The 18,335-nt window shown below is 43.2% G+C and carries 9 protein-coding genes, 1 tRNA gene and 1 rRNA gene; all 11 read left to right on the forward strand.

The genetic code is table 11. The features are described 5' to 3' along the window. The first annotated feature begins 973 nt into the window (after nt 1–973). Nucleotides 974–2,461, forward strand: a complete 1,488-nt coding sequence (locus JT26_RS02815; RefSeq protein ID WP_036845800.1) for a bifunctional UDP-sugar hydrolase/5'-nucleotidase — start codon at nt 974–976, stop codon at nt 2,459–2,461. 351 nt (nt 2,462–2,812) lie between these two features. Then, a complete protein-coding gene (locus JT26_RS02820; RefSeq protein ID WP_160217626.1) occupies nt 2,813–3,394 on the forward strand; it encodes a DUF3575 domain-containing protein in 582 nt (193 codons plus the stop codon). A 214-nt stretch (nt 3,395–3,608) separates the two neighbouring features. Next, nucleotides 3,609–4,730 carry a fimbrial protein gene (locus JT26_RS02825; protein WP_036845803.1) on the forward strand — a complete coding sequence of 374 codons (1,122 nt, stop codon included), beginning with the start codon at nt 3,609–3,611 and terminating at the stop codon, nt 4,728–4,730. A gap of 99 nt (nt 4,731–4,829) precedes the next feature. Then, complete coding sequence (locus JT26_RS02830; protein WP_036791735.1) at nt 4,830–5,732, forward strand: FimB/Mfa2 family fimbrial subunit; 903 nt, start codon at nt 4,830–4,832, stop codon at nt 5,730–5,732. Nucleotides 5,733–5,745: 13 nt separating this feature from the next. Beyond that, nucleotides 5,746–7,098, forward strand: coding sequence for a fimbrial protein (locus JT26_RS02835; protein WP_036845806.1), 1,353 nt, complete (start codon nt 5,746–5,748; stop codon nt 7,096–7,098). A 13-nt stretch (nt 7,099–7,111) separates the two neighbouring features. Continuing rightward, a complete protein-coding gene (locus JT26_RS02840; RefSeq protein WP_152566969.1) occupies nt 7,112–9,049 on the forward strand; it encodes a DUF1566 domain-containing protein in 1,938 nt (645 codons plus the stop codon). A 20-nt stretch (nt 9,050–9,069) separates the two neighbouring features. Then, on the forward strand, nt 9,070–10,668 hold the full coding sequence (locus JT26_RS02845) for a FimB/Mfa2 family fimbrial subunit (RefSeq protein WP_036845811.1): 1,599 nt from the start codon (nt 9,070–9,072) through the stop codon (nt 10,666–10,668). A 468-nt stretch (nt 10,669–11,136) separates the two neighbouring features. Next, nucleotides 11,137–12,774: ribosomal RNA gene (locus JT26_RS02850) — 16S ribosomal RNA — on the forward strand. A gap of 643 nt (nt 12,775–13,417) precedes the next feature. After that, nucleotides 13,418–16,078, forward strand: coding sequence for a 4-alpha-glucanotransferase (locus JT26_RS02855; RefSeq protein ID WP_036845814.1), 2,661 nt, complete (start codon nt 13,418–13,420; stop codon nt 16,076–16,078). A gap of 797 nt (nt 16,079–16,875) precedes the next feature. Next, nucleotides 16,876–16,949, forward strand: a tRNA-Asn gene (locus JT26_RS02860). A 95-nt stretch (nt 16,950–17,044) separates the two neighbouring features. Then, nucleotides 17,045–18,325, forward strand: coding sequence for a peptidase U32 family protein (locus JT26_RS02865; RefSeq protein WP_235300008.1), 1,281 nt, complete (start codon nt 17,045–17,047; stop codon nt 18,323–18,325). Nucleotides 18,326–18,335: the final 10 nt, after the last annotated feature.

An 18,335-nucleotide genomic window follows, 5' to 3' on the forward strand; every position in this document is an offset into this window, starting at 1 on the left:
ATTATATAATTGTGATATTGTACAAAAAAAGACCGCTGCAGTCTTAAGATTGCAGCGGTCTGTCTATATATTGCAAAGTATATTTCGGAACTTATGCGTACAAGACAACCGATGCAAACCTCATTTGCATCATCATAGCCATCATGTACATATTCTTGTTCATTTCGTTGTTTCTATTTCTTGTTTGTCCTAATTGCTCGCGAAGGTAGATAAAAAAAATAAAAGTCCAATACCTAATCTGTTTTGCTTGTTGTAATTTTTCTTGATTTAAGATATAAGAGAATAGTGGTAGAGGATTTTAGCTCAAAGTTCTTGCAAAAAAACAGCTGTTGAAGTTTGAAGACATTTAATAAGATGTTGTTTGCAAGTGTTATAATACAATGTTAAAACGCTAATAGGGTCGGATAAATGTCTCAAAAGAGAACTATAAACGTATTTATTAAGAAGTTAAATAGGTTAAGCCGAAAGGATATGCTTGTTTAGAGTTTAGGGGTAATGGTTGTTTTAAATAGTGTCAAAATAATCGGCCTGATTTAATAATTCTGTTGCGCTTAAAAGAATAATAGGAATGAATAAAAAAGAGAGTACGCTTGTCTGCAATGTTTTTCATCTTCATCCGGAGCCGGATATATGAAAATAGGATTTGTAGGAGGCGATTTTGTCATAACTTTTATTTGTTCTTTTTAATGTGAATCGTGCTTAAAAAATATTTACCTTTGTCGTATACATTTGCAAAATATAGGTATAATAGAAGATCCTGCTTTGGCAAAAAAATCTCTTTTTGATCTCTCATTGAAAAGATGTCGTGCTTTTGCAGATGCAGAAGTTGCGTATCATTTTGTAGAATAGAGTATCCTGTATGGGAAAGAGTTTGAAAGGGATGTTTGCTTTGCCTGCTTCGCGTCTTTAAGAAAAATAGAGGGCGCAAAATATGGCAATGTTTGAGCAGGAGTGAAAAAACAGGAGACAAGCTATGAAAACAATCAAGAGAAACTATTTATTTCTACCGATGTCCTTTTTGCTTCTTGCAGCTTCGTTGGTAGGTTGTGGTACTTCCAAAAAGATAGCAAGGACGGAGACCAAACCACAAGTGGTAAATATTCTTGCCGTTAATGATATACATGCCACTCTGCCCAATTTTCCTCGTTTTGCATACATGGTAGACAGCCTGCGAGGAATCTATCCGGGGCTTCTTTTGGTCTCAGGTGGCGATAATCAGACAGGTAATCCTCTGAACGACCAGTATGTTCCGAAAGGGCTTCCAATGGTAGAGCTGATGAATGCTTTGAAGTTTGACCTCTCTGCCGTTGGTAATCATGAGTTCGACACAAACGGTAAGGATAACCCGCTGGAGGTACTCATCCGAAGAGCCAACTTCGACTATTTGTGCGCCAATGTAGTACTGCCTCATGCCGACTTCCCTTTCAAAGCTTACAAGATACTCCGTATGCCGAGTGGCGTGAGGGTCGGTTTTACCTCTGTTTTGGATATCAACAGCGGAAACATTCCGGATACACACCCGGACAGAGTAAGGGAGTTTTCGTTCAAAGATCCGCTGCAGGTCGGGAAAGATATGACCTTCTTGAAAGATAGCTGCGATATTCTCATCTATCTCAATCACTATGGGTTTGAAAACGATGTAGAGTTGGCAAAAAATCTTCCTGCCGGAAAGGTGGATCTTATCATAGGAGGGCATTCTCATACAAAGATAGATACCGAGCAGGTTCATAACGACATCCTTATCACGCAGGCGGCAAGCAAGCTCAAATATGCTACGCTTATCACCATGGCTCTGCATCCCGATGGCAAGGTGCAAAAGAGTATGAAGCTCTTGCCGGTAGGAAAGAGTGGCAATGTGAGACCGGAGATTCAGGAAATGGTGGCACGCTATCTGGCTGCTTCTCCTTTGGAAGAGGTTGTGGCACAAGCCGGAGACCACTTTACGTCATCCGAGCAGCTCGGCTACCTTATGGCGGACGCTTTCAGAAAGAGTGCGGGTGCGGAGATCGCTTTGGTCAATCCTGGCAGTATCCGAATGGATAATCTGAGCAAGGGGGATATCTCTCTTATGGATGTCTACACACTTGACCCGTTCGGAAATGAAATGGTGCTGGTAAATCTTACCGGGCATGAGATACGCGCTATGATGCTTTCGGGCTTTGAAATGGACGAGAAACGCCCGATGGTTCCTTCCGGACTTAAACTGCAATATACACTTGATGCCGAAAGAAATGTTAAGGATGTACGGATTTTTAATCCTGATGGATCCGATTTCGATATGGATAGAGTCTATAAGGTGGTTATGAGCAGCTACATGAACGTAACCTATAAGTACGAACGCTCGGATGCAGGAAAATCTCTCTTCAGGACTACTGCTGAGGGACTTATAGATTATCTTCGTGAAATTAAGACAGTGCCGAGCTATCGCAAAGAGAGCCGAATCAGCGGAGCAAAGCTCTAAACATATTCCCCTGAAAACTTACTCTTAGTTTGTTTTAGGTGAAAAAAGCATCTTTTTTGTGCAATTCTTTGTTTGTTTCAAAAAAGATGCTTACATTTGAGACACGGGAGGTTTGCTATTGGAAGTGACCCTTGGGGTAAAGATTTTGAACGTTGACTTTTGGCTTGTTACCTTTAACAAACACCTCATCCCGGTTTATTATTGGATTGTTGTACTTCCGGATTGTGATAAGGAATATTGTACCATGGGATAGTGGTGCCGTCCGGATGAGATTATAGAACTTGTAACTTATATAAAAAACGAATGTATATCTCCTAAGGGAGGAGAGAACGCTTTTAAACTTGAATGAAAATGAAAATTAAGTGCTTGATGTTTTTTCTGCTTCTTGCTCTTTCTCTCACTTTTTCAGGAAGAGGTTTAGCGCAATCTTGGGCTTTCAAGACCAATCTTGCGAACTGGGCTTTGGGTGCATCTCCTAATCTTACGGTCGAGAAGGCGGTTGCTCTTCGTTACTCTGTTGGCATAAAAGGTAGCTACAATTGGTTTTGGAGCAAAGAGAACCAACGAATGAAGCATTGGATGGTGAAGCCTGAGGTCCGATATTGGCCTCAAGGAAGTTTCACGGGACACTCGTTTGCCCTTCAAGGAATGGTAGCACAGTACAACTTCGGTGGGGTAAAACCTCCGTTCGGTCTCTATAAAAATCTTAGAGATCACCGCTACGAAGGGATGGGCTACGGACTTGGAGTCGGGTATAACTATCTCTGGAGATTTGGTGCTCGGAGTGGAGTGGAGCTCGGTTTGGACTTAGGGTATGTCCTTTTCGACTATGAGAAGTTTAAGTGTGTAAAGTGCGGAACTCTCATGGAAAAGGGTGTGTACCACTATTTCGGGCTTACCGGCTTGTCGCTATCCTATGTCTTCTTCTTATAGTAAATAGTAAGAAGCTCATTAAGTAAGTAAGATTACACTTTTAGAATGGTTTAACGGGGATGTTTTTTACATCCCCACCCTCTCTCTGCCATTGTTTAGTGGCATGGACTAACAACTTTGTGATGTAATATATCCATTTACGATAGTATTTATATACTCTCGAACTGACAACTTGTTATACAATATTTATCCACATTTTTAATTCTAATTGGTTATGAAAACGAGTAAAATTTTCGTAGTTGCAGCCATTGCTTTAGGTTTTATGGCTTGTAACAAGAATGAGGACATCAATGTACCTCAAGAAGAAGCGCAAGCAACGCTATCTGTTAAAATCAGTTCCGGTACGTTACGTGCTCTCGGTGCTCCCGATGATTCTGATCCTGTAAAGAACTTTGAAGTCTATGTTTTCAAAGGACAAGTCTTGGAAGGATACAAGAGAGTCGAAGGCGCTATGGAAGCAAAAGAAATTGAAGTCTCTGCAGGAAATGCTACATTGGCTGTTGTGGCAAATGCCGGAGGAGAAGGTCTTGGTAAAGCATTTACGCTTGATGAGCTGAAAGAAGCAGTAAAAGAAGGTGTTATAGAAGATGCAGGAGGTCTTCTGATGACTTCGGAAATGAAAGAGATATCCATAAAGGCAGGAAAGAATCTTTATGGATACACTAAGACCGGTGATGAAAACGAAATCTCCGCAGATCCTCTTGCTCTTGTCAGAGTACCTGCTCGCGTAGTATTGCAAGAAGCAAAGACCGAGTTTTCCGGAACTTTCGAAGGCTGGACTCTTGAACCGCAACAAGTTTTTGTTTTCAACGTTCGTGGTAAATCCAAACTGTTTGGAGATAATCTTTACATGGCGGATGCTCCTTTCTATAGCGGGGTAGATTTGGGTTCTTTCTCAGGAGATCTAGGACCGGCTGCTTCTGAAAAGCACAACTCTTTGCAAGATGAGATTTCTTCATTCGAAGAGCTTCCAGAGCTTCCTGCTTACTTCTACACTTATGAAAATGAGGATGCAGCTCATCCTGTGGTTCTGACCATCAAGGGTCTACTTAAAGATGCTGACGGTGAGCTTGTTAAAAATTCTCCTTATACAGATGCAGAAGGAACTACCTACTACTCTATTTTGGTAAATGTAACAAAGCAGGGTTATTCCTATGAAGGAGATGCCAGTGGTGGCAACGGAAAGGTTAAACGTAACACAGAGTATAAGCTTCACGTAACTATCAAGCGTCCAGGCAACAATGATCCTACCATTATACCATCGGATCCTGCAACTCTTGATGTTAAGGTTGTAGTAACTCCATGGACTGTGGTTGATCAAAACGTGACATATTAAGCCGAACAGCAGACGGAAAGATCTTCCGTAAAACCTAAAACTAATGTGGGCAGGCAATCTGCCTGCCCACATTCTCTGTTAAACTAAAAAAGCAAGAGTATGAATCGTGCAAACACATATCGAGTAGAACGCTGGTTCCTATTTGTGCTGATGATGACCTTGTTTTCAGCATGTATTAAAGAAGATCTCTCAGACTGTCCTCGACCCTTCCAGCTAACGGTGCAAGCTCTTGATGCGGATGGTAATGATATTACTGCATCAGGTGCTGTTAAGGATGTCGTCATGTTTGTGTTTGACGAGAAAGGATTGGTGATGGAGGCCTTTAAGCTTACCGAAGAGCAGGTCAAAAAGAAGCAGCCTATGCATGTAAAGATCCCATTTCCGGGCTCCAAGACACTTACTTGTACCGCGTGGGGCAATCTGGATGAGTCTGTAGAGTTTCCGGCTATGGCAACCGTGAAGCAAAAACAGGATCTTTATGTGAAACTGAAAAGTAAACAAGGAATCGCCGGTTATCCCGGAGAATTGTTTTCCGGATCGTTGGATGTACCGGTAGAGTTCGGTGGTTTGGAACCCGGAAAATCTCATACCGTAGTGATAAAGCATAAGGTGGCTTCTGTGCGCATTGTGGCACGTAAGCTATCGCCCGAAGTAGTATCATCGGTATCTTTCGTGTTGAAAGAGTCGCCGGATACATACAATTCAAATGGAGAACTTACAGGAGGTGTAGTCTCATACAAACCTACGTTTGCTTTTGATGGCGCAGGTCAGTGGGTTACACCAATATTCAATACATTCCCCAATGCAGGAGGAAAGACATATACTCTTGAAATGTATTGGGATGGACAACTTAAGAAAGCATTTACTCATGGTACCGATGGCACTCCTTTGGTTCCACAGCTCGGAAGACTCCTCAATATTATTATAGACGTGGATGCAGATCTTTCCGTTAAGGTGGTGGTAACTCCTTGGGGAGTGGTGTATCAGGAAGTTGAATATTAAAAACATAAGAGAAATGAAAGTTATAACAGAAAAGGTTTGTTTGCTTTTCGTGCTGATTGGTTCTTTTTTTCTTACGGGTTGCAAAGATGCATTGTTATCCGACATTCCCTCTGAGAAGAATGCCGTAATTTCTCTCATGCTTTGGGGATCGGAAATGAGAGCCGGGAGCTTGTTTTCCGGAGATGATGCCATAAATAAGGTCAGAGTTTATGTTTTTAATGGATCTCACGCTGAGTCTATTGATGTTTTCTCTGCAGGAGAAATGACATTTTCCAATCCTTTTAGAATTAAAAGTACTACCGGAGAGAAAACAATCTTGGTAGTGGCAAATGAACCGGCAGGTATATCTGCTCAGTTGGATGCTATCAAGACGATAGATCAGCTGGATAATATTAGATTGACAACAACGACCTTCCTACCTGTCCCTTTGACAATGGTAGGCAAGGCAACAGTAAATATTCCTTCTCAATCCACTCCGCTACTGATGACAGTGGACTTGAAGAGGTGCGTGGCGAAAGTAACCCTTAAGGTGAAGAATGCAAGTGCCGGAGCGGAGATAGAGCTTCTTCAAGTAAAACTCTATCGGAATACCGGCTCCACACCTTTGATGGAAGGTGTGCCGGGGGGAAGTATGCAGTTTTGGGATGCTATAGCCGGATATAATAGTTTTATACCCGTAACGAACGAGGGTGTAGATGTCTGGGGCGGTAGCAAGAATGCTGCCTATGTCTTTGAGAATCTTGGCTCCGTTTCGGATACTGTTTCGAGGGCGACATATCTGGCAATTTATGCTCATTATAATAATATCCCAACTCAATATGTGGGGTATGTCAATGATGAAAGTTCCAATGCTACGGATCATCATTATTCTATAAAGCGGAATCATCAATACAACTTGACGGCAGAGCTAAAGAATCTTGGAGAAACAAACAATCTGACTCTACGCACGGACGTTCTTCCTTGGAATGTTATCAGAGAAGATCTTGTCTTCAAGAGAGTATTCAGGATAGATCCTCATCTCACATTTAATGAGAAGACTATCGAAGTCAAATCTCCTGCCGATGTGGTTCAGTTTACATTTGAGTTGAAGAATCCTATTGAAGCTACTTGGAGAGCGATATTACCCAATCCGATCGATTTTGAATTTGTAGAGGAAGGTGGCGCAGTATCTTCCGGAGAAGCAGGTCGGGAATACACTATCAAGATAAGACCTCGTAATCCTCAAGGACCTGAAGAACGGATTACCGAACTATTTATCATAGTGGATGACGTTGAGATTCCTCTTCTCAAGGGAAATACCTCGATAGGACCTGGTAACAGAATAGTTATTAAGCAGAAGAAGGCTCCTATGCCGTTCAGTAAATAAAGGAGATACTCTTATGAAAAAGATTTTATTGACGATGGTGGCTTGTGTTGTTGCACTATCAGGGGCAATATCTCTCTCTTCTTGTAAAAGAGAAGAGGGGATGGAACCGGATCGGGAGAACTCCTTAGTGTTGCGGTTGGCTGCCAGTGATATCTCTCCTCGAACAGCAGAGGATGGAGAAGATGCTTTGAATGAAAATACAATAAACAAACTGGATATTTTTCTTTATCACGCCGGAGTGCTTAAGTGGCACATCAAGCCGTCGGATATGCAGATCACGGGGAATAGTGTAGTGATTCCGATACCGTCCAATCACGGTTATCTGTTTTTCCAAAATACAAACTCTTACGATCTGTATATCGTGGCCAATAGCTCTGTGGACCTTAGCAATATTTCACCCGGGGTGCCTAATAATAGTCCTGCAGATCTTCGGAATCGGGTGATTCAGGCTGCAGACTTCAAGACAAATGGAGGACATGTGGCTCAATCGGATTTCGTGATGGAAGGTTTTGTCTCTAAGGTGCTCACTTATCAGGATTGTGATCTGGGTTTGGTTAAACTTAAGAGAGCAGCCTCCAAGATCAGGATCAAGATAAACTCTGTTTCCGTTCCGGGATATGAATATACGCCTAATACAGGAACGGTGCAGTTTAAGCACTTTGTCGCTAAGTCCGCTCTTTTGGAAGGAGGTACTTATACTCCTACCGAGTTTGAAGAGACGTCTGCACGTGATTTGGCTCTAACGGGAGGAGTCTACACTACATCGGCTCCATTTTATGCTTATGAACAAGATTGGAAAAACAATATTGAAAGCAGAGCGTATGCCGAACTGTTGCTTCCTCTAAAGAAACAAGAGACCGGAACTGTACGTACATATAGATATATCTTGCCTTTGGTTCCCAAGAATCTTGTGGGAGAAGAAGCAGTATATAACTCTTGCTTTAAGCGTAATTTGCTTTATGATGTAGGGGTTACGGTCAATATTCTTGGTGCTCTCAAGGAAGAACCTGTAACATTGACCGGGGTTTATACCATTAAGGATTGGAGCACAAGAACTATTCTTGCTGAGGTTAAAGCATCCGACTATCTCGTTGTTTCCGAGAATAGTGTGGATATGCCAAATATCACCGATTATGTTTTAACCTTCAATTCTTCCCAACCCGATGTCAGGCTTGTGCCCGGATCCTTGAAGGCTACATATACCTATGTGCCTGCTGATGGTAGCTCTCCTGTTACTACTCCTGTTACTCTTGCACAGATGCCGACAGTAGTTGTAGCTTCGGGAGTGGGAACCGGAAATATTACCATCACAAGTCCGATACCTGTGAACTTGGTGCCTAAAGATATTGAGTTCAAGGTTACAAATGGGGCACTTACAGAAGTGGTTAATATAAAGCAGACTCCGGGGGTCTATTTTACCAATGAAAAGAGTGTGAAATCTTCTCAGTTCAATTCTTATAGTGATATGGTAGATTCGGGGAATGGACTTCGTAATGCCTATACTTATAGAGTAACGACATCTGCATCGGGAGCAAAATATCCGAGCAGTAATGAAGAGCTGATACTGGGATTCCCTCCTGTGGATTCGGATGGCAATACTCTTAACAACGCAGATGTAGCCAAGATGGTTTCTCCTAATTTTGAGATGGCTTCCCAATTTGGTGCAACGGTGGCACAAGAATATAATAATGCTAAAAGACATTGTGCTCAATATTGGGAGGAAAGTGAAGCAGGAGTAAGGAAGAGAGGATGGAGATTGCCGACTGAAGCAGAGTTGAAGTATATCGAACAACTCCAACATCTGCCTGCAAATCTTCAAGGTCTTTTGATGACGGGACGATGGTACTGGGATTCATACAGCGGTAATAATGCTTACCTGTTTGTGAACAATAATACTTCGGGTTCTTCTCCAACGAGAGCTCACGTGCGTTGTATCCGTGATATTAAATAACACTAATAAGGAGTACACTTATGAAAAAGATAATTTATACACTTATTGGATGCTTGATATTGTCTCTTGCGGGCTGTTCAAGATTGGGAACAGATGTTGCAAATGAGAAAAAACAGGGAGATACGGGCGATGTCTTGGTTGAGTTTGGTGCAGTTATCCCCGGATTCAAGGCTGTGGAGCTAAGAAATAATGGTGGCGTTGAGAATCTGAATCTGTTGGTTTTTAATCAGTATGGTATTCTTATCGCACGTCGAGTAGCTACATTACAAGGCTTATCCGGAGAAGGGTATCGCTTCTCTGCTAGCTTGCCTAAGTCTGATGATATTAGGACAATTCACTTTATTGCCAATCATGATTGGACAACAGTGGAAGACTCCCATATCTTAGGACATGATGAAGCTTCTGTGGTTGCTCTTATGACAACAGATAGGGGAGTCTTTTGGGCAAGAAAGGAGTTGCCGAATGGTATTGATGCCGGGAACCTTGAAGGAAGTATATCTCTATTGCGAAATCAGGCAAAAGTAACTGTCGAAAATCAAGCAGCAAACTTTGTCTTTGAAGGTTTCACTCTTCATAATACGCTTACAAAGGGAACAGTCGCTCCATACAATACAACAACCTTTAAGTTCCAAGAGGGATCTTTGAATGAACCACTTGATATAGTTCTTAATACTGCGGTTGAAAGTAATCTGGGTATGGGAGAACGTTTCCTCTTTGAGCGCAAAAACGGACGTGCCAAAGATATTACTACCGCTATTATAAAAGGTAAATATCAGGGAGGAGCTTCTACATATTATAAGATAGACCTTATAGATTCCGATAAGAAAAGGTATGATATAGAAAGGAACTATCATTATAAGATTATTATCAAGAATGTACACAAAGGAGGTTCTCCCACGTTTGCTGCTGCCTTGCAGGTTGCTTCTCATAATAATACGGCTCTCGACCCGACAGTAGAGAAGTATCCTGTTATAAGTGATGGAGTGAGCAAACTTGAGGTTGAGCGTACCTTGATTATCTTGACCAAAGCATCTGAAGATCTGATCACTTGGGCGAAGTACTATCCCAATCTTAACAACCCTACTTTCAATAATGAGGGAGTAACATGCCGGATAGAACAGGAGACCGGTAAGGAAGTTTTAGCTGCCGGCTCTCTTCAGTTTAATACGAATAATGGTGAGATTAGGGGAGTTGCCATAAATCAGTTGCCTCCTTCACCAAGGGAAGCTCGTATTATAGTTTCCAAAGGGGATTTTCTTGCAAGAGTTATTCGGGTTGTGCTAAGAACGCCGTATAGTTTTGGAACTGTTAAGATCAATACTTCCAATACCGTACCATCTGGTCAGGAAAAAGTAGCTAAGGTCTATTTCAATATCCCATCAGATTTTCCTGCGGACCTTTTCCCTCTATACATAGAGATAAAAGCCAATACTCTCTATCCCGTACAACAAGGCGTACAAGTTGTTACGAGAGGAAGTAATATGTACCATATCTTTAGAGTAACTTCTCCGGGTACAAAGGAGGTACACTTCAAGACCAATTCAGTGTCAGGTGTGGAAACAGTTGAGGTCTCTGCAGAGTATTTTGCGAAAGGAAATGTTTCATATACAAGAAGTTAAGTCTTTTCTAAGAAAGATATAAGTAAGGAAAAGACATATTGGATATATGGTTTTCATGGAAGATTTAGATCCATTTTCGAGATGGCTGCTTTTAGGAGTGGCCATCTCTATTTTGTGATTTTACTTCCGACGAGAATACTCATAAGTTTAGAAAAAGATTGCAGAAGTTTGGTGGTATAGAATATTCTACTTAACTTTGTGCCACTTTTGCAGGAGAAGAGTAATGCTCTTTGGACAACAAAAGAGGTCATAGACATATTGAGACAAAAATCAACAAAGTAGTACAAGGGAAACAGAAGTAGATAGATGTTTTGGCATCTTACAACTTTTTAGTGTTTACCCGTCAACTATTACCTGGGAAATATATTAAGGATACTGAGCATAGGAATAAATAGAAACAAAATGACAAAGAAGAGTTTGATCCTGGCTCAGGANATACTGAGCATAGGAATAAATAGAAACAAAATGACAAAGAAGAGTTTGATCCTGGCTCAGGATGAACGCTAGCGATAGGCTTAACACATGCAAGTCGAGGGGCAGCACGTATTCAGCTTGCTGAATATGGTGGCGACCGGCGGATGGGTGCGTAACGCGTATGCAACTTACCTGTCAGAGGGGGATAACCCGGAGAAATTCGGACTAATACCGCATACACTTGAGATACTGCATGNTGGCGACCGGCGGATGGGTGCGTAACGCGTATGCAACTTACCTGTCAGAGGGGGATAACCCGGAGAAATTCGGACTAATACCGCATACACTTGAGATACTGCATGGTATTTCAAGGAAATATTTATAGCTGACAGATAGGCATGCGTTCCATTAGCTGGTAGGTGAGGTAACGGCTCACCTAGGCGACGATGGATAGGGGAACTGAGAGGTTAAACCCCCACACTGGTACTGAGACACGGACCAGACTCCTACGGGAGGCAGCAGTGAGGAATATTGGTCAATGGGCGAGAGCCTGAACCAGCCAATTCGCGTGAAGGATGACTGCCCTATGGGTTGTAAACTTCTTTAGTAGGGGATTAAAGTTTGCCTTGCGAGGCAATTTGCAAGTACCCTAAGAATAAGTATCGGCTAACTCCGTGCCAGCAGCCGCGGTAATACGGAGGATACGAGCGTTATCCGGATTTATTGGGTTTAAAGGGTGCGTAGGTTGCTTTTTAAGTCAGTGGTGAAAAGCTGTGGCTCAACCATAGTCTTGCCGTTGAAACTGAGGAGCTTGAGTGTAGATGCTGTAGGCGGAACGCGTAGTGTAGCGGTGAAATGCATAGATATTACGCAGAACTCCGATTGCGAAGGCAGCTTACAAAGTTACAACTGACACTGAAGCACGAGAGCGTGGGTATCAAACAGGATTAGATACCCTGGTAGTCCACGCCGTAAACGATGATTACTAAGAGTATGCGATATAATGTATGTTCTACAGCGAAAGCGTTAAGTAATCCACCTGGGGAGTACGTCGGCAACGATGAAACTCAAAGGAATTGACGGGGGCCCGCACAAGCGGAGGAACATGTGGTTTAATTCGATGATACGCGAGGAACCTTACCCGGGATTGAAATGTGCATGACGTAGACCGGAGACGGTTTATACCCTTCGGGGCATGTATGTAGGTGCTGCATGGTTGTCGTCAGCTCGTGCCGTGAGGTGTCGGCTTAAGTGCCATAACGAGCGCAACCCACATTGTCAGTTACTAACAGGTAAAGCTGAGGACTCTGGCGAGACTGCCGGCGTAAGCCGCGAGGAAGGTGTGGATGACGTCAAATCAGCACGGCCCTTACATCCGGGGCGACACACGTGTTACAATGGTGAGGACAAAGGGCAGCTACCTGGCGACAGGGTGCGAATCTCCAAACCTCATCTCAGTTCGGATCGGAGTCTGCAACTCGACTCTGTGAAGCTGGATTCGCTAGTAATCGCGCATCAGCCATGGCGCGGTGAATACGTTCCCGGGCCTTGTACACACCGCCCGTCAAGCCATGGAAGTCGGGAGTACCTGAAGTACGTCACCGCGAGGATCGTACTAGGGTAATACCGGTAACTGGGGCTAAGTCGTAACAAGGTAGCCGTACCGGAAGGTGCGGCTGGAACACCTCCTTTCTGGAGCGAAGTATTNATCGTACTAGGGTAATACCGGTAACTGGGGCTAAGTCGTAACAAGGTAGCCGTACCGGAAGGTGCGGCTGGAACACCTCCTTTCTGGAGCGAAGTATTACGAGATATTCTGCGTGTTATTTATGCAGGATATAAGATAGAGGTTACAGAAGTTCTGCGTACATCTTGTTTTGTCCAATATGCTGATATAAAGAGAGCCTTTTTGCCAAGTGCAGAAAGGCTCTTTTCTTGTTTATAGCCNGTTACAGAAGTTCTGCGTACATCTTGTTTTGTCCAATATGCTGATATAAAGAGAGCCTTTTTGCCAAGTGCAGAAAGGCTCTTTTCTTGTTTATAGCCCTTTTGTAGGCATTTTATTGTATCTGTTGTTCCGGTATTCTTTTAGAGATAGCTGTATAAATATCGCAGGCCGGATATTTATTACATCTGTTTTTCCCAATATTTCAATCTGCAAAAGCAGCGTTAGAAAAGAGTATACAAATATTTATTACATCTGTCTTCTTAAATATTTCTTCCAAAGGAATATCCTCAAGTGTTCCAAGACTCCTTCCTGTCTCATCTGTTTTTCTGGTCTCTCCACGCTGAAATCGTGAATAAAAGGTATCTTTACGGAAGAAAAACAGATTTCATGCACCCTATTCATATCAAATTTGAGCTTTCCAAGAGAGTGGCAGACGGAGAAGATATTCGTCTGCTTGTTATTGAGGTAGTTAATGGTTCGGTTCAGAACCGGGATGCTACCTCTTTGTTGTTTATGCTCTCTCCTTTAGACCTTGATTTTTGGACGAGAACTCTTACCATAAATCCCTGTTCATCAGCCACGGAGATAGTGCTTAAATACAGCTACGAAGTTTATCGAAATGAGTCATTGGTCGATAGTGAAACATCCGGTGTTCACGAATTAAGACTCCCATTTAAGAGTGATATCGAGAGCTTTATAGTGAGAGACGACTGGCGTTGTTCCACATCTTTGGGGCTTCTTGATAACCAACTTTTCGATGTCATACTGCGTCCCAGCACCCCGCTTTCCTCTTTTGAAATGGAGAATGAAGGTGTTTATTTCACTTTGCCACTGCTTTTTTCGCCACTGAACGAAAGTCTGTATCTCGCAGGCAGTATAGAAGAATTGGGCTATTGGAATCCGGAAGAGGCTCTGCCTTTTCGGCAAGTTGGGGGGCGGCTTATGGCACAAATCAGAGGAGGAGGGCAACCTTTTGAATACAAATTGATTGCAAAAGATCCTTTTGGCAGGGTCGAGTGGGAACTTTTAGATGGAAACAGAATCTTCAGAGCGGAGGAAAATCGTGCTCCTGTTCTTGTAAATCTCTCACTCCCAACGTTTCAATCCTTATCCCTTCCACGCATTTCGGGGACGGTGGTTCCTCTTTTTTCTCTGCGCACAGAAAGCTCTACCGGTATCGGGGACTTTGATGATCTCAAAACTCTTATCGATTGGGTGAAGCAGACCAAGCAGCAAGTGATACAGCTTCTTCCCATTTACGATACCAATTTTTCCTGTTCAGACGATAGGAACTACCCCTATAATGCCATCAGCACATTTGCTCTGAACCCGGTTTATCTATCGCTTAGAGGGATGGCCGGCAAGAGTCTGTTGCAGAAGTTGAAGAGATTCGACAAAAAAGATAAAGTGGCGTATTCTTCCGTTTTATCTCTTAAGATGGAAGCGTATCGGCACCATTTTGAGCAGCTTACCTCTTCAAAAGAATGGATGACAGAGGCATATCTCTCCTTTTATGATGCTCATTCCGAAGATCTTCTGGAATATGCCTTGTTCAAGCTTTACTCTTCCGAACATCCGGGCAGAGCTGTTGCCGAATGGTCTGCCTATCCCACCTATCTGAAAGAGAAGACAAAGGGACGAACGGAGTGTCTCAGCCTGCCTTTGGAGCTGCATTACCACATCTATCTTCAATATCTTCTCTATGATCAACTGCTGGATGCCAAGACTTATGCAGCCGAAAATCGCATAGCCATAAAGGGAGATCTGCCCATCGGGATTGCACCCGATAGTGTGGATGCCTGGGTAAGACCTCATCTTCTCAATATGAACCTCAAAGCGGGAGCACCGCCCGACTTTTTTGCCACAGAGGGGCAGTGCTGGGGATTTCCTACTTATGACTGGAAGAGTATCGCTTCCGAGGAGTACAGATGGTGGACTAACAGGATGCAGTGCATGGCTCTCATCTATGATGCCATCAGGATAGATCATGTTTTGGGATTCTTTCGCATCTGGTCTGTTCCCGAATATACGGAGAATGCCTGCTGTGGTTACTTCGATCCTGCCATCCCTTTGGACAGCCACACCATAGCGCAGTATATCCCCGATATAGACATTGAAGCTCTTACCCTACCGGTCGTTTCGGAAGAGCAAGCCTTTTCGATGTCGTCCAAAAAGGTGGTAAACGAACTTGTTGCATCCGGTGTCTTGAAGAGAAAAGGGCAGAATCTTGTAATGCCCGATCCCAAATGTTCTCTTTCCTCTGCCACTCTCTCTGGCAAGGCAATTTCGTTAGCCGAAAAGATCAGAGGAGAGGCGCTGTTTATCAGAGACATGAACAACGGTCTGCATCCGAGGGTATTGCCGGAGCTTACAATGCGTTACGCCTCGCTGTCCAACGAGGAGAAGAGAGCTGTTTCGGCTCTTCACTACCACTACTATTACGAAAGAAATGATGAGCTTTGGTACAAAACGGCGCAGGAGAGACTGGATCGGCTTTCAAAAAGTTCAAGGATGCTGCTTTGCGGAGAAGATTTAGGCTTTATGAGCAATGCCGTTCCTCATGTCTTGAAGAAGTATAACATCTTGTCGCTCAATCTACCTCGCATTTCTCGTAAACCCGAAGAAACGTTTATGACCTCTGCGGATGTGGAGTATCGAAATATTCTTTCCACCGGAACTCATGATATGCCAAGCCTTCGGAAATGGTGGGAAACCCTGTCGTCTCAAGAGTACACACAGCTCTTTCTTTCCATGACTCCGCCACAGGGGCTTAACTATCTTTTCCAAGAGCCGATGGAGATGAGCGGAGTGGTAAATATGCTTGTGAAGATGCCGGCTCTTGCCGTGATTCTTCCCATACAGGATTGGTGGGCATTGACAGGCAAGTATGATCATATCTCTCCGGATAAAGAGCAGATAAACTTCCCGGAAAATGCGTCTCATGTGTGGGACTACCGGATACCCGGCACACTTGAAGAGCTGCTTTCGGATAGGGAACTTACCAAAAAAATCACGAAAACGGTGTCATCGAGAAGTCATAACCTATAATTCCGAAAAAGCTGTTTTTATATATTCCATCCCGAGAAAAAAGGGCTTTTTTCTCGCTCTCTATTTTGCTTGAAGGGGGCGTTTTCAGAGCGTGACAGAACTGTTAAATCGGGGTGATTTATTAACACAAATTTTGATACCTGTTTACTCGAAATGCTAAAGCAATATATTTTGTCGGCTTAAAGTATTTAACGAAATCGGTAAACGTATTTACCGATTTCATTTAATACGTTTACCGGATTCAATTAAAGTATTAAGAATATTTCTTTAGTCTTTTGGTTATCAGTGTTTTATCTGTTTCTCTGTCTGTTTCGTGCTTTTTGTGGCTCTTTTTGAGTTAGGTTTTGTTTACATACGACCGGCTTGTTTTTGAGTTTTATTAACTCGAAAACAGCCCATGAAAACGACCAAGAGGAGAAAAGTTCTCAAATTCGAGATTTCTTGTATCTCTTTTGTTATTAGCTTATTAAGGCGCTTCAAGTGGAATTGGTGCTTTAATTCTCTATATCAAAACGGCTCTTTGAGGAGATTTGTAGCCATTCTGTTTTTATATAAAAGCTCCTCTCGGCTGCGATCGTTTTATAGAGAAATTCTTTTTGTCTCTCCTCTTTGATTTTTTATTTGACAGACCGGAATATCTGTAAGAGATCGGGAAAAGATACGGGTATGAAAAACAGCCCTATCTTCCTTCATTGCAGGGAAAAAATCTCCTGCTTCGGGCAGAGGAGGAGCATTGCTATTGCGGAAACGAAAATTTGTACTAAATTTGCACCTGCTTTACGATAAATTTTTGAAACTCTTCCTTAGCTCAGTCGGTTAGAGCATCTGACTGTTAATCAGAGGGTCCTTGGTTCAAGTCCAAGAGGAAGAGCTCACAAAAGCCTTATAGACAATACTGTCTGTAAGGCTTTTTTCTTTGGTATGTGGTCTGGAAAGAAACCCTAAAAATTAGTAACTTTGCGATATATGAATGCAGATATAAGACCTCGTTTGGAGGATTTAGAAATAATGGCTCCCGTGGGCGGCTTTGAAGCTCTTCACGCTGCGATACAGGGAGGAGCAGACTCTGTCTACTTCGGTATTCAGGGATTGAATATGAGAAGTAACTCTTCCCGAAGTTTTCAGAACGAAGATCTGAAAGAGGTTGTCCGCCTTTGCAAGGAGAAAGGAGTGAAAACCTATCTCACGGTCAATACAATCATATACGACTCGGATATGCATCTGCTGCACTCCATAATAGATGCGGCGAAAGAGGCGGATGTCTCTGCCATCATCGCTTCCGATGTCGCGGCCATGCAGTATGCCTTTTCAAAAGGAGTGGAGGTGCATCTCTCCACTCAGCTCAATATCACCAATGTGGAGGCGTTGAAGTTTTACTCCCATTTTGCCGATGTGGTCGTGTTGGCACGAGAGCTTAATCTGGACCAAGTCCGTCATATTTACGATGAGATCATAAGACAGGATATTCGAGGTCCCAAAGGCGAGCTTGTCCGCATAGAGATGTTTGCACACGGAGCTTTGTGTATGGCTGTGAGTGGCAAGTGTTACCTTAGCCTGCATGAGAAAAATCTTTCCGCAAACAGAGGAGCCTGCAATCAGATTTGCCGCAGGCAGTACACCGTGAAAGATAAAGAGGATGGTATAGAGATGGATATAGACAACCAATATATCATGTCCCCAAAAGACCTGAAGACCATCCACTTTATGAACAAAATGATAGACGCCGGAGTGAGAGTCTTTAAGATAGAAGGACGCGCACGCGGTCCGGAGTATGTCCGTACCGTGACCGAGTGTTATCGTGAAGCGTTACAGGCTTACTGCAACGGAGAGTTTACGCAAGAGAAGATAGATGGCTGGGATTACAGATTGGAACAAGTCTTCAACAGAGGATTTTGGGATGGTTACTATCTGGGACAGAAGCTCGGAGAGTGGACACACTCTTACGGCTCTTCCGCCACAAGAGTAAAGGTCTATGTGGCAAAAGTAACCAAGTATTTCAGTAATCTTTCCGTTGCGGAGGTCGAGGTGGAAAGCAGCGCCGTCTCTGTCGGAGAGGAGTTGGTGATCACCGGACCTACGACAGGTGCCGTCTTTGTCGTGGCTGAAGATATAAGGGTAGATCTCAAGAGTGTTGACAAAGCGGAGAAAGGCGAACGTTTCAGTATAAAAGTACCGGAAAAGGTACGTCCGGGAGATAGAATGTATGCCATGAGAATGAAGCAGGATTCCGGCTCCCGATTCAAATAAACAGTAGAAG

This window comes from Porphyromonas sp. COT-108 OH1349, from assembly GCF_000768755.1.
Taxonomy (GTDB): Bacteria; Bacteroidota; Bacteroidia; order Bacteroidales; family Porphyromonadaceae; genus Porphyromonas_A; species Porphyromonas_A canoris.